15 protein-coding genes are annotated in these 12,786 nt (G+C 67.3%); 11 read left to right on the forward strand and 4 right to left on the reverse strand.

What is annotated here, in order from left to right; genetic code table 11:
- Positions 1–7: 7 nt before the first annotated feature.
- Positions 8–418: a pilus assembly protein N-terminal domain-containing protein gene (locus tag H9656_RS13440; RefSeq protein WP_191744751.1), complete on the reverse strand. Its 411-nt coding sequence runs from the start codon at positions 416–418 to the stop codon at positions 8–10.
- Positions 419–699: 281 nt separating this feature from the next.
- Here H9656_RS13440 and H9656_RS13445 point away from each other — a divergent pair, with 281 nt between their 5' ends.
- From H9656_RS13445 to H9656_RS13485, 9 genes are all read left to right on the forward strand, one after another.
- Positions 700–888, forward strand: coding sequence for a Flp family type IVb pilin (locus H9656_RS13445; protein ID WP_191744752.1), 189 nt, complete (start codon positions 700–702; stop codon positions 886–888).
- A gap of 124 nt (positions 889–1,012) precedes the next feature.
- On the forward strand, positions 1,013–1,525 hold the full coding sequence (locus tag H9656_RS13450) for an A24 family peptidase (protein WP_191744753.1): 513 nt from the start codon (positions 1,013–1,015) through the stop codon (positions 1,523–1,525).
- A gap of 118 nt (positions 1,526–1,643) precedes the next feature.
- On the forward strand, positions 1,644–2,594 hold the full coding sequence (gene cpaB / locus H9656_RS13455) for a Flp pilus assembly protein CpaB (RefSeq protein ID WP_191744754.1): 951 nt from the start codon (positions 1,644–1,646) through the stop codon (positions 2,592–2,594).
- Positions 2,595–2,605: 11 nt separating this feature from the next.
- Entirely contained in the window at positions 2,606–4,159 is a 1,554-nt protein-coding gene (locus H9656_RS13460) for a type II and III secretion system protein family protein (protein WP_225212517.1), read from the forward strand.
- Positions 4,160–4,164: 5 nt separating this feature from the next.
- Positions 4,165–4,854: a CpaD family pilus assembly protein gene (locus H9656_RS13465; RefSeq protein ID WP_191744756.1), complete on the forward strand. Its 690-nt coding sequence runs from the start codon at positions 4,165–4,167 to the stop codon at positions 4,852–4,854.
- Positions 4,851–6,302 (forward strand): AAA family ATPase, encoded by a 1,452-nt coding sequence (locus tag H9656_RS13470; protein ID WP_191744757.1) that lies wholly within the window; start codon positions 4,851–4,853, stop codon positions 6,300–6,302. The genes H9656_RS13465 and H9656_RS13470 overlap by 4 nt, the downstream gene beginning before the upstream one ends.
- Entirely contained in the window at positions 6,303–7,880 is a 1,578-nt protein-coding gene (locus tag H9656_RS13475; protein ID WP_191744758.1) for a CpaF family protein, read from the forward strand.
- Positions 7,881–7,885: 5 nt separating this feature from the next.
- A complete protein-coding gene (locus H9656_RS13480; protein ID WP_191744759.1) occupies positions 7,886–8,869 on the forward strand; it encodes a type II secretion system F family protein in 984 nt (327 codons plus the stop codon).
- Positions 8,870–8,896: 27 nt separating this feature from the next.
- Positions 8,897–9,877 (forward strand): type II secretion system F family protein, encoded by a 981-nt coding sequence (locus H9656_RS13485; RefSeq protein ID WP_225212518.1) that lies wholly within the window; start codon positions 8,897–8,899, stop codon positions 9,875–9,877.
- A 16-nt stretch (positions 9,878–9,893) separates the two neighbouring features.
- Here the strand turns inward: H9656_RS13485 and H9656_RS13490 are convergent, their stop codons facing one another.
- Positions 9,894–10,328: an SRPBCC domain-containing protein gene (locus H9656_RS13490; RefSeq protein ID WP_191744761.1), complete on the reverse strand. Its 435-nt coding sequence runs from the start codon at positions 10,326–10,328 to the stop codon at positions 9,894–9,896.
- Between the two features lie 135 nt (positions 10,329–10,463).
- Between H9656_RS13490 and H9656_RS13495 the strand changes: the two genes are divergently transcribed.
- Positions 10,464–10,805 carry a RidA family protein gene (locus H9656_RS13495; RefSeq protein ID WP_191744762.1) on the forward strand — a complete coding sequence of 114 codons (342 nt, stop codon included), beginning with the start codon at positions 10,464–10,466 and terminating at the stop codon, positions 10,803–10,805.
- Position 10,806: 1 nt separating this feature from the next.
- Positions 10,807–11,022: a hypothetical protein gene (locus H9656_RS13500; RefSeq protein ID WP_191744763.1), complete on the forward strand. Its 216-nt coding sequence runs from the start codon at positions 10,807–10,809 to the stop codon at positions 11,020–11,022.
- A 23-nt stretch (positions 11,023–11,045) separates the two neighbouring features.
- Here H9656_RS13500 and H9656_RS13505 read toward each other — a convergent pair whose 3' ends face one another.
- Together H9656_RS13505 and dapE are read right to left on the reverse strand one after the other, a co-directional pair.
- The gene (locus tag H9656_RS13505; protein ID WP_191744764.1) at positions 11,046–11,420 is read right to left on the reverse strand and encodes a cupin domain-containing protein; all 375 of its coding nucleotides are present in this window, start codon (positions 11,418–11,420) and stop codon (positions 11,046–11,048) included.
- 76 nt (positions 11,421–11,496) lie between these two features.
- Positions 11,497–12,738, reverse strand: coding sequence for a succinyl-diaminopimelate desuccinylase (gene dapE / locus H9656_RS13510; protein ID WP_191744765.1), 1,242 nt, complete (start codon positions 12,736–12,738; stop codon positions 11,497–11,499).
- Between the last annotated feature and the right edge of the window lie 48 nt (positions 12,739–12,786).

Consider the following 12,786-nt stretch of genomic DNA (forward strand, 5'->3'; position numbering starts at 1 on the left):
GGCCTTCTTAAGAGCCGCGGCCGGCGGGCGCCGGGGCACAGGTCGCGCCGCAGGTCACTTCGGTCGTCTCGCGTCCGCGCCAGACCCGCACCGTGCCGGCGCTGTTGGGCGCGACCACGATCTGGCGCTGGAACAAGGGGCGCCCCAGGGCGTCCACGGCGATGACCTCGGTCACGCCATAGGCCTTGCCGGTGATGAACAGGGTGCGCGCGTCGGTGACGGCGACGTCGGCGATGTCTTTATTAGCCACAATGACTGACCCGGCGGCGGCACCCAGCTGGACGCGCGTTGCCTGATGGATCGGCACTTCCAGTTGACGGTTCTGCGCCGTCGTCGCCGTGGCCCCCAGAACGATCGGCAGGCCGACCAGCAGCAGGCGGATCAGGCTTACGCACCTGGACTTGGCCGATGCCGTCATGGCGGGACCTCCGGATTCGAAAGGAACGGGCGCGCGCGACGCCGCGCATGAACTGTCGCGCCCAAAGGTCAAGATTTCCTGAAATTCCTGTTCGCCGATCCTGTGATGCGAACATAGTAAACATGCAAGTAACCATCATATTTTTATTACGCGTGGTTGGCTTTTACTCGCCCTTAATCCGCAACGCGGCATGGTCAGCGTGCAAACGGGGGTCAAGCGGGCAAAACCGGTGACCCTGGATGGTGGAACTGTTGCTCGCTTAGAACAAAGGAAGACAAAACATGCGTAACTTCATCAATCGCTTCGCTAAAGACGAATCCGGCGCCACGGCCATCGAATACGGCCTGATCGCCGCCCTGATCGCTGTCGCGATCATCGGGGCTGTCACCCTGCTGGGCGGTAACCTCGAAACGACGTTTAGAAATCTTGCCGGAAACCTTGGCGGCGAAGTTGGTAACCCGGCGTCTTGATCTTAATGGTCGCTTGGGATCTTTGATCTTAATGCCGAGGGCCGGAGCACTATGCTCCGGCCCTTATGTTGTGCGAATGGTGGTGAAGAAACTGGAGCTTAAGACATGTGGCGCATAACGACTTATGTCTAATTTTTTGCCCCTTTTTCTGGCGATTTTGCCGATCTTTGCGGTCATTGCTGCGGTGCATGACCTGACGACGATGAAGATCCCAAACTGGATCTCGATCGCCCTCGTCGTCGGCTTCTTTCCGGCGGCGCTGGCGCTGGGACTGCCGCTGAGTGTCGTGGGCGTTTCCGCCGGGATGGCGCTGGCGGCGCTGTTCATTGGCGCAGGGATGTTCGCGCTGAACTGGATCGGCGGCGGCGACGCCAAGCTGCTGGCGGCGGCGACCCTGTGGATGGGGTTGTCGGGCACGCTGCACTTTTTGCTCTTCACGGGCCTGGCGGGCGGAGCCTTCTGTATATTGTTGCTGACGGCGCGCAGTCGTCTGCCGATCCTGGCCCAGGCGGGACCGGGCTGGATGATGCGGCTGATGCAACCCAAGGGCGACATTCCCTACGGCGTCGCCATCGCCATTGGCGCTCTGCTCGCCTATCCCGAAAGTCCGCTGATGGCCGCCTTCATCGCCGGCTGATCCGCGTTCACTAAGGGCTGTCCCGCTTAGGGACGCGTTAACCTCGATCCGTCATCATTGTTAACGGCAGGGGGCGGCCCGCGCGCTATCGCGTCGTCGCGTCTGCCGGAGACCGTCGATGAAGCCCGCCAAGATCGCCGTCATCTGCATCGCCGCCCTGGCCGCCGTCGGCCTTGCGCTGGTGGTCCGCGCCATGGGCTCTCCGGGACGCGAACCGGTCAGCACGGCCTCGGCCGCCGTCGAGGCCCGTCCGATGGCGAAGGTCCTGGTCGCCGCACGAGACCTGGAGCCGGGCCGACGCCTGGTCGACGCCGACCTGAGTTGGAAGGACTGGCCGGTCGAGGAGCTAAATCCCCTTTTCATCACCGACGGCTCGACGCCTCTGCCCGCCAGGCCCGAAGGCGCCGCGACTGAAAGCGCCGCCGCCAAGGGTAAGGGCGAACCCAGTCGCGAACAGGCCCGCGCGCAGGCGGTCGAGCGCGCCATGAAGGCTGCCGCAGAACTGAACGGTCCTGGCGCCAAGGCCGACTATATCGGCGCTGTGGTGCGCGAACCCATTCTGGCGGGCGAGCCCATCGTTGCGCGCAAGATCGTTCGCGCGGGGGATAGCGGCTACATGGCCGCCTACCTGGAGCCCGGCACGCGCGCCATGGCCATCCGCGTCAATGTCGAGACGGCCGCCGGGGGCTTCATCCTGCCAGGCGACCGGGTGGACGTGCTGATGACGCGCGAAATCAAGAACAATGATGGCGGCTCGGGACCGCGTTTCGCCACCGCCACCATCATGCGCAATATGAAGGTCCTGGCGATTGATCAGAGCACCCGCGCCGCCGAAGACGAAAAGGCCGTGGTCGGCGCCACCGCCACCCTGGCCGTCAGCGAACGCGACGCCGAACTGCTGGCCCTGGCGCGGTCCGAGGGCGACCTGTCGCTGGTGCTGCGCTCCTATGCCGACACGGCGGGGCCGTCAGGCCATGTTCCCGGCGCAGTGAGGCGCGGCGGCGAGCGGGCCGGCGCGGTGGTGAAGGTCTATCGCGGCGGCGACGCTCAGGAAGTGGCGACGCCATGAGGATTTCGCGCATGAATCGTTTCGCTGTCGCGGCCAGCGTGGCTGTTCTGGCCCTTGGCGGGGCCGGCGCGCCTATCGACCAGGCGGGCGCGCAGACGACGCGCGCCGCCATCACGGCGGGCTCGGCGCCGCAACTCGTCAACTTGCCGCGCGGAACTTCCTTTGCGGTCGACCTGCCGTCTGACGCCCGCGACGTCATCATCTCCAATCCGCGCGTAGCCGAGGCCATGCTGCACTCGCCGCGCCGTATCACCATGATCGGCCTGGAGGGGGGCGAGACCGACGCCGTGTTCCTGGACGGCGCAGGGCGCACCATTCTGGCGCTGCGCGTGCGGGTGGATGCGGGCGTCAGCGCCCTGCAGGACACGCTGAACCGCATCGCGCCTGGCTCGGATCTGCGGGCCGAAGCGGTCAACGACAGCATCATCCTGACGGGGTTGGCCGCCAGCCCGGCCGACGCGGACCGCGCCGCCCAGGTGGCGCGCGCTTTCGTCAGCGCGCCCGAAAAGGTCATGAACATGATCTCGGTCGCGGGTTCGGACCAGGTGACGCTGAAGGTTCGCGTGGTCGAGGTGCAGCGCAACGTCATCAAACAGTTGGGCTTTGACACCCAGGCGGTGATCGGCCGCGTCGGCGACACCCAGTGGCTGCTGGGCAATAACGCAACCTGGGGCGTCAACGGCTCGCTGCTGGGCGGGCTTGCGGGCGGGATCGCGCGCGATACGACCAAGAATTTCCAGATGGAGGCCCCCTGCATCGGCCCGGGCTGGCCCGAAGGCGCCATGTGCCCGCATACCGTGACCGGCGCTCCGGGCGATCCCTCCAACTGGGACACCGCCCAGCCTGGCACGGGGCCCGGCTCTGACGGTCTGAACAAGGGCTCGGCGACTCTGAAGGCGTTCGAGCGCGTCGGTCTGGTCCGCACCCTGGCGGAGCCCAATCTCACTTCGGTCAACGGCGAAGCCGCGAGCTTCCTGGCGGGCGGCGAGTTTCCCGTTCCTACCGGCCGCGACCGCGACGGGCAGATCACCGTGCAGTACAAGCCTTACGGCGTGGCGCTGGGCTTCCGCCCGGTGGTGCTGTCCGAAGGGCGCATCAGCCTGCAGGTCAAGGTCGAGGTGTCGGAACTGACGCCCAGCGGCGGCCTGACCATCGGCGCCGGAACGCCGTCGTCGATCACCCTGCCGGGCCTGACCGTGCGGCGCAGCGAGAACACCATCGAACTGCCTTCGGGCGGGTCGATGATGATCGCAGGCCTGTTGCAGGAGAGCACGCGTCAGGCGGTGGATTCCTTGCCGGGTATGACCAACATCCCGGTGCTGGGGCAGCTGTTCCGCTCCCGCGACTATCTGATGGGCGAGACCGAACTGGTGGTCATCGTGGAGCCCTATGTCGTCACGCCGACGGCGCCGGGGCGGATGCAGACGCCGGCCGACGGCCTGCGCATCGCCCATGACGCCCAGACCATCTTCTTCGGCCAGCTGAACCAGGTCTACGGCTCGCCCGCGCCGACCGCCCAGGCGGGCGCCGGATGGCGCGGCCCCGTCGGCTATGTGATCGAGTGAACGCCATGACCCGACTTTCCTCGCGATATCTTCCCCTGATTGCTCTGACCGCAGGCGGGCTGGCGCTGTCAGCCTGTGTCGGCGGTCCGGCGAGCCTGGGCGGCGAGCCGCCGCTGACGCCGACGTCGCGCTATTCCCTCCAGGTCGAGCCGGGACTGGAGCGTATCGCCCTGGCGGTGCACGAGACGGGCGTGTCGGCCAATCAGCGCGCGGCCCTGGGCGATCTGCTCAACCGCTTCGCCATGGAAGGGGCTCCGGTCCTGGTCATCGAGGCTCCGTCCGGCGGCGACCCCGTGGCGGCCGAGGCGGCCTGGGCCGTTCGGGCGATCCTGCAGCAGGCGGGGGTGCCTGAGAACCGCATCCAGGTCGCGGCCTATGTCGCGCCTGATCCGCGCGCGCCCGTGCTGGTCGGTTTCGAGACCGTTCGTGCGGTGGTGCCTCAGTGCGGGACCCAGTGGGGCAGTCTGGGGCGCAGCGGCGACAATCAGTCCGCCTCCAACTTCGGCTGCGCCGTCACCGCCAACCTGGCCGCCCAGATCGCCGATCCGCGCGACATCGTGGCGCCGCGCGGCATGACGCCGTCCGAGGCCGGGCGACGCGCGGTGGTGTTCGACGCCTATCGTGAGGGAACCGCGACCTCGGCCGCGCGCGAGCCCTTGCTGTCGCAAATGCGCATCTCACAGGCCATTCAATGAGCAAGCTGGCCGATACCTCTTCCAGCGGGTTCGACGCCCTGGACGGCTTTGATCTGGACGACGAGTTTCTGGACCTTGACGACGGTCGGCCCGGCCCGGCGCCGACGCCCCCTCCCGCCGCCGCGCCGATGTCCGCCCCTGCTGAAGCCGCGTTCGTGGAGGCGGCGCCGCCCGCCGTTGCGACGCCTTCGGCCCTCAGCCCGGTGAGCGGGGCGGTGGAAGTCGCCATTCCGCGCATCGCGGTTCATATCTTCGCCGAGCGGCAGGACACCGCCGCCGCCGGCGAGCGCGCCGGTCAGGACCGCCGCATGGCCCGCGCGGCCACCCAGATTCGTCTGGGCGGGGTGCAGGCGGCCATCGAGGCCTATCAGAGCGAGCCGACGCCGCCCCTGGTGATTGTCGAAAGCCTGAAGGACCCGCAGAGCCTGCTGGCCGAGATCGACCAGCTGGCCCAGGTCTGCGATTCCGGCACCAAGGTCGTCATCATCGGCGCCGCCAACGACATCCTGCTGTATCGCGAGCTGATGCGGCGCGGCGTCAGCGAGTATCTGGTGGCGCCGATCCAGCCGTTGCAGCTGATCGCGGCGATCGGCGGCCTGTTCGCCGATCCGGCCCAGCCCTTCGTCGGCCGCACCATCGCCTTCGTCGGCGCGCGCGGCGGGGCCGGGGCCTCGGCCGTGGCGCACAACACCGCCTATGCGATGAGCGAGCGGATCGGCGTCAACACCGTCATCGTCGACTATGACCTGCCGTTCGGCACGGCGGGGCTGGACTTCAACCAGGATCCGCTGGGCGGGGTCGCCGACGCGCTGAAACAGCCCGAGCGTCTGGACGCAACCCTGCTCGACCGGATGACCGTGCGCTGCACCGACAAGCTGAGCCTGTTTGCGGCGCCCGCCACTCTGGACGCCGACTGGGACTTCGGCCCCGAGGTCTTCGAGGAAGTGACGGGGCGTATCCGCGCCACGGCTCCCTTCGTCGTTCTGGACCTGCCGCACCTGTGGTCGGGCTGGATGCGCCAGGCGCTGATTTCAGCGGACGAGGTGGTGGTGGTGGCGACGCCGGACCTGGCCTCGCTGCGCAACGCCAAGAACATGATCGACCTGATCAAACAGGGGCGGCCCAACGATGCGCCGCCGCGTCTGGTGTTGAACCAGGTTGGCGTGCCGGGACGGCCCGAGATCCCGGTCAAGGATTTCGGCGCGGCGCTGGGAGTGCATCCCAGCCTGACCATCCCCTTCGACGCCAAGGTGTTCGGCACGGCGGCCAATAACGGCCAGATGATCATCGACTCGGCGGCCAAGACCAGGCCGGCCGAAGCCTTCGAAACCCTGGCTCAGATCGTGACTCATCGCGAGCTGCCGGCCGCGGGAAGCCAGTCGCGGGGCAAGGCTGCGGCGGGCGGTTCGTCGCTATTCGCCGGTCTGTTCAGCCGGAAGCGGGCCTAGGTGTTCGGCAAGCGGACAGCTTCGGCGGCTGCCCAGGCGGCCCCGCGCCCGGCGGTCGCGCCGGAACCCGGCCTTGCGCAGGCTGCCGCTCGCCGTCCGGCGCTGGAGCCGGTGGACGCCTTTTCGCCAGAGGAACTGGATCCTCTGACGCCGATGACGCCCAAGCGCCCCGACCCGTTCGAGCATGCGCTGGGACATTCTGATCAGCCGACGCGTCCGGATGCAGGCGGCGCCGGGCCGCGCGCCACCGCTGGTCTGGCTCAACTGAAGAACGCCCAGGCGGTCGCCGAGATCGTCCGCGAGCAGAGCGACTATTATCACGCGACGAAGACGACCATCTTCACCGCCCTGATGAACACCATCGACCTGGCCCAGCTGGCGCAGCTGGATCAGAAGGCGGCGTCCGAGGAAATCCGCGACATCGTCGCCGAGCTGGTGGCGATCAAGAACGTCTCCATGTCGGTGGCCGAGCAGGAGCATCTGGTCCAGGACATCCTGAACGATGTGCTCGGCTACGGCCCGCTGGAACCGCTGCTGTCGCGCGACGACATCGCCGACATCATGGTCAATGGCGCAGGGCGCGTCTTCATCGAGGTCGGCGGCAAGGTGCAGCTGACCAACGTCCGTTTCCGCGACAACACCCAGCTGATGAACATCTGTCAGCGGATCGTGTCCCAGGTCGGCCGCCGCGTCGACGAAGCCAGCCCGATCTGCGACGCCCGCCTGCCCGACGGCAGCCGCGTCAACGTCATCGCCCCGCCGCTGGCCATCGACGGCCCGACGCTGACGATCCGGAAGTTCAAGAAGGACAAGCTGACGATGCGCAACCTGGTGGAGTTCGCCTCCATCAGTCCCGAAGGGGCCCGCGTCCTGGGCGTCATCGGCGCGGCGCGATGCAACCTGGTCATCTCAGGCGGCACCGGCTCGGGCAAGACGACGCTGCTGAATACCCTGACGGCCTTCATCGACCCGACCGAGCGCGTCATCACCTGCGAGGACGCCGCCGAACTGCAGCTGCAGCAGCCGCACGTGGTCAGGCTGGAAACCCGCCCGCCGAACCTGGAGGGCCAGGGCCAGATCACCATGCGCGACCTGGTCAAGAACTGCCTGCGGATGCGCCCCGAACGCATCATCGTGGGCGAGGTGCGCGGGCCCGAGGCCTTCGACCTGCTGCAGGCCATGAACACCGGCCACGACGGCTCGATGGGCACGCTGCACGCCAACAGTCCGCGCGAGGCGATCAGCCGTCTGGAATCCATGATCACGATGGGCGGCTACGGCCTGCCGTCCAAGACGATCCGCGAGATGATCGTCGGCTCGATCGACGTCATCGTTCAGGCCGCGCGTCTGCGCGACGGCAGCCGCCGCATCACCCACATCACCGAGGTGGTGGGGTTGGAAGGCGACGTCATCGTCACCCAGGACCTGTTCGTCTACGACATCACCGGCGAGGACGCGCACGGGAAGATCACCGGGCGCCACCGCTCGACCGGCATCGCCCGCCCGCGCTTCTGGGACCGCGCCCGTTATTATGGTCTTGAGCGCGAACTGGCCGAGGCCCTGGACGCGGCGGAGTAGGGCGGATGCTGCTTCCTGTGCTTGCGGCGGTTCTGGCCTTCATCACCATCGGCGGCGTCGGCTGGGTGCTGGTCGGCGGCGACGACTCCTCGGGTCAGGCGGTCAAGCGCGCCAAGGGGCTTGCCGTCAGCCGCACCGAGTCGGTGGCGGCGGCCAAGCGGGCGGCGGCGGCTAATACGCCCGAGGCCCGGCGCAAACAGATCATGGTCCAGTTGCGCGAGGTCGATCGCCGCGAGCGCAAGGCGCGCATGACCACCAGCGCCAAGCTGAAGCAGGCGGGGCTGGAGCTGACGGTGAGGACCTTCGTCATCATCAGCGTGGTGATGGGGCTGATCGGCGCTCTTTTGGCTTTTGTCCTGGGGGGCAACATCCTGATCGTCGTGGGTGTCGGGATCACCATGGGGCTGGGTCTGCCGCGCTGGGTTGTGAACATGAAGGCCAAGGCGCGGATGAAGCAGTTCTCCCTGGCTTTTCCGGATGCGGTCGACGTGCTGGTGCGGGGCATCAAGACCGGTCTGCCCGTTCATGACTGCTTCAAGGTCATCGCTCGTGAAAGCCCTGAACCTCTGGCGGGGGAGTTCCGCCTGCTGGTCGAGGGGATAGGCGTGGGGCTGACGCTCGCCGACGCCCTGGACAAGATGTACATGCGGATGCCGACGCCGGAGCTGAAGTTTTTCGCTATCGTCATCGCCATTCAGCAGAAGTCCGGCGGCAACCTGGCCGAGGCGCTGAGCAACCTGACCTCCGTGCTGCGCGCCCGGCGGATGATGGGCGAGAAGATCAAGGCCATGTCGTCCGAAGCGGTGGCCTCGGCAGCCATCATCGGTGCGCTGCCGCCGGCGGTGATGATCATGGTGACCCTGACCAGCCCCAGCTACATGATGCTGCTGTTCACCGACGTGCGCGGCCACGTGATGCTGCTCGGCGCAGTGTTGTGGATGGCCACCGGCGTCTTCGTGATGAAGCGCATGATCAACTTCAAGTTCTGAGGAAGGGGCCGCTCCGTGAACGCCTTCATGCGCCTCATCACCGACCCGCAGAACCTGCTGAGCATCGGCGTCGGCGTGGCCGTTTTCGCCAGCGTCCTGACGCTGCTGTCGTCCTTCGTCGGCGGCGGACCGCGGCTGGACAAGCGGATGAAGGCGGTGGCCGAGCGCCGCGAGGAGCTGCGCCGTCGCTCGCGTCAGGCCCTGCGCGGCGGCGGGGGCGAGACCGGCGGCGGCCTGCGCCGCACCGACGACAGCTTCCGCAGCCGGGTGGTGGCGCGGCTCAACCTGGTCAAGCTGCTGGAAGACCCCAAGGTCGCCGAGAAAATGACCCAGGCCGGCTTTCGCGGGCCAAGGCCGCTGAACACCTTCTACTTCTTCCGGTTCGCCCTGCCGTTCATCCTGATGGCGCTGACGGCCTTCTATCTGTTCTTGGTCATCAAACCGGACCTGCCGGGATTCACCCTGTTTTCCTTTGTGATCCTGGCGGCGGGCGTCGGCTTCTATGCGCCGAACATCTATCTGAAGAACCTGATCGACAAGCGGCGCCAGTCAATCGTCGCGGCCTTCCCGGACTCGCTCGACCTGCTGCTGATCTGCGTGGAATCCGGCATGTCCATCGAGGCGGCGATCCAGAAGGTCAGCCAGGAAGTCGGCGGCCAGTCGATCGAACTGGCCGAAGAGCTGTCCCTGCTGTCGGCCGAACTAAGCTATCTGCCGGAGCGGCGTCTGGCCTATGAGGGCATGGCCAAACGGACCCAGCATCCGGGCATTCGCGCCGTGGCGACGGCCATGACCCAGGCCGAGACCTATGGCACGCCTCTGGGCAGCGCCCTGCGGGTGATGGCCAAGGAAAACCGCGACCTGCGTCTGGCCGCAGCCGAGAAGAAGGCGGCGGCCCTGCCGGCTCAGCTGACCGTGCCGATGATCCTGTTCTTCCTGCCGGTGCTGTTCGTCGTCATCCTGGGACCGGCCATCATCAACATCACCGATACGATCAAGGGCGGCTGACGACCAACCGGCGCGTTCAGCCCTGCTCGGCGATCTGCTTCAGGTTCTCGCTGATGGTCTCATAGGCCGGACGGATGCGGCCGCGATGCTTGTCGTGGAACAGTTCAGCCCGCAACCCGGTGAAGACCGTGCCGTGCGAGACGATGCAGGCGCCCCGATCCAGCTCCTCGATCTCATAGTAGCGCAGGGTGCGGAACAGAAAGCCGCGACGCTCGGCCCAGACCAGCTGGGCGTTGGGCTCCCACTCGCCCAGTTGAGCCTGCACTTGTCGCTCGCCCAGGTCCGGCAGGCGCTCGATCAGGCTGATCGGCGCGCCGTAGCCCAGGGCGCCCTGGACCGCGACCTCATGCGGATTCCAGCGCTCCCAGCTCCCGAAGTCCGTCAGCACGTCCCAGAGGCGCTCTGCGGTGGCGCGCACGCCGATGCGGTGTTCGATGCGGATCGTTTCCATGGGCTCCCTGTGACATGGCTTTTTCGGTTTAGGAAGATAGGGCGCACTGAGCGTCTGCACGACGCCGTCACTGGCGTTTGTTCTTGGAGCGCCTGCCACGCCGCGTTAAGGCCCTGAACGAAGCAAGGAGCCGTCATGATCACTCGCATCCAGCCCGACAGCCGCATGAGCCAGGCCGTGATCCACGGCGACACCATCTACCTGGCTGGCCAGGTGGGCGAACCCGGCGAGGACGTCGCCGCCCAGACGCGCACCGCGCTGGCCGAGGTCGACGCTCTTCTGGCCGAGTGCGGCAGCGACAAGTCCAAGATTCTGTCGGCCCAGGTCTGGCTGGCCGACATCGCCGATTTCGAGGCGATGAACAGCGTGTGGGACGCCTGGGTCGACCCAGCCAACCCGCCCGCCCGCGCCACCTGCGAGGCGAAGCTGGCCACGCCTGACTACCGCGTTGAAGTCATCGTCGTGGCGGCGCGCTGACATGGCCCGCGTCATCTCGAACGAGAGCGAGCTGGAGCGCTTCAAGGCGACCCGCGTCACCGCCCTCTACCGTCTCGACCTGATCGACAAGGGGGCGCAGCTGACCTATGAGGACGGCACGCCGGTCGATATGGCCTCCGAGGCGCAGCGGCTGAAGGATCAGGTCGCCGACATGGATCGCCGCATCGCTCGGCTGGAAGCGGCCGGCGAGTCCTAGGCCCTTCGCCGCTCGACAGCGCCCTAGCTCGGTTTGGCGTACTGGCCCGCGCTCATGACTTCGAGGCCGACGAAGCCCTGGTCGCCTTCGACCCAGGCGTCATGGCCAGGCGGGATGGCGTAGGACATGCCGGGGCTAAGGGTCTTTTGCGTGCCGTCGTCCATCCTGACCGTCAGCCGGCCGGACACCACGTGCCCGACATGCGACAGTTGGCAGCTGTCGGTCTTGGCGATGGGCTTGATGCATTCAGACCATTTCCAGCCGGGCTCGAAATTGAACCGCCCGAGCGTGTAGTCGGACAGCCGCACCAGTTCGACGCGGGTCTTGTCGGGGGTGCGCAGCTCGTCGGGGGTGTCGTGAGACTTGGTTTCGAACTTGGTGATGCCGCTTTGGGCCATGGCGTCCTCCTGACGCTCCGCAGGGGACGGGCCCCTGGCTCCCACCTAACGGCCGGCGCTTCCGCCCTGTTCCTCCCTAGGGGGCGAGCCGAGCAAACACGGTCGTGATGACCGCCTGATAGGCGTCGGTCAGGGCGCGCAACTCGGCCTCGGGCACGCGCTCGTCGATCTGGTGCATGGTCTGGCCGACCAGACCCAGCTCCAACACCGGGCACAGAGCGCGGATGAAGCGAGCGTCGGAGGTGCCGCCGGTGGTCGAGGCCTCGGGGCGGCGGCCCAGGGTGTTCTCCACCGCGTCCTGCACGGCGGTGACGAAAGCGCCCGGCTCCGTCAGGAAGGCCTCGCCCGAGCACATGTGCTCCAGCTCGATCTGCAGCCCGGTCTCGGCCTGCAGGGCGCCCGCCTCGCGGTTCAACCAGTCGATCAGGCCGTCGCCGGTGTGGGTCGGGTTGAAGCGGATATTCAGTCGCGCCTTGGCCTCGGCCGGGATGATGTTGGTGGCCGGATTGCCGACGTCGATGGTGGTGATTTCAAGGTTCGAGGGCGGGAACCCCACGCTCATGCAGTCCCGCTCCGCGAGCGGGACGCTAGCGTCCAAGGATGGATAGCCGTCGTCGAGGACATGAGCGTCCAGACGGGCCAGCAGCCGGGCGATGACCGGGGCGGGGTTGGCGGCGCGATCGGGATAGGCGACGTGGCCCTGTTTGCCATGGACGGTGATCCAGGTGTTCAGCGAGCCGCGTCGCCCGACCTTGATCATGTCTCCCAGGTGGTGAGCCGAGGAGGGTTCTCCGACTACGCAGGCGTCGATGACCTCGCCTTCGGCGGCCAGGGTCTGGACCACCCGTTTGGTGCCGTGCAAGGCCGGACCTTCCTCGTCGCCGGTGATCAGGAAGGACAGGGATCCTTCGACCTCGCCCTCCGCCAAAACGCGCGAGACCGCGGCGACCCAGGCGGCGATGCCGCCCTTCATGTCCACGGCCCCCCGGCCATAGAGGACGCCGTCGCGCGTCTCGCTCTCGAACGGGCCGGCGCTCCAGGCTTTCAGGTCGCCGATCGGCACCACGTCGGTGTGGCCGGCGAAGCAGAGGTTAGGCGAGGCCGTTCCGCGCCGGGCGTAGAGGTTCTCGATCCGGGCGTCATGGCCGACCCCGGTCGGCCCCTCGAACACCATGCGGCGGCACGCGAAGCCAAGGGCGGTCAGGGCGCGCTCCAGCACGTCCATCGCCCCTTCGTCGGCCGGGGTGACGGAAGGAATGCGGATCAGGTCGCGGGTCAGTTCGACAGGATCGATGATGGAATGTGATGCGGCGCTCATGAGGCAAATGCTTTAGGCATATCCCGCATCCGCGAGAAGGCCCGAAAC

This window comes from Brevundimonas guildfordensis (assembly GCF_014836405.1).
In the GTDB taxonomy this organism is placed as follows: Bacteria; Pseudomonadota; Alphaproteobacteria; order Caulobacterales; family Caulobacteraceae; genus Brevundimonas; species Brevundimonas guildfordensis.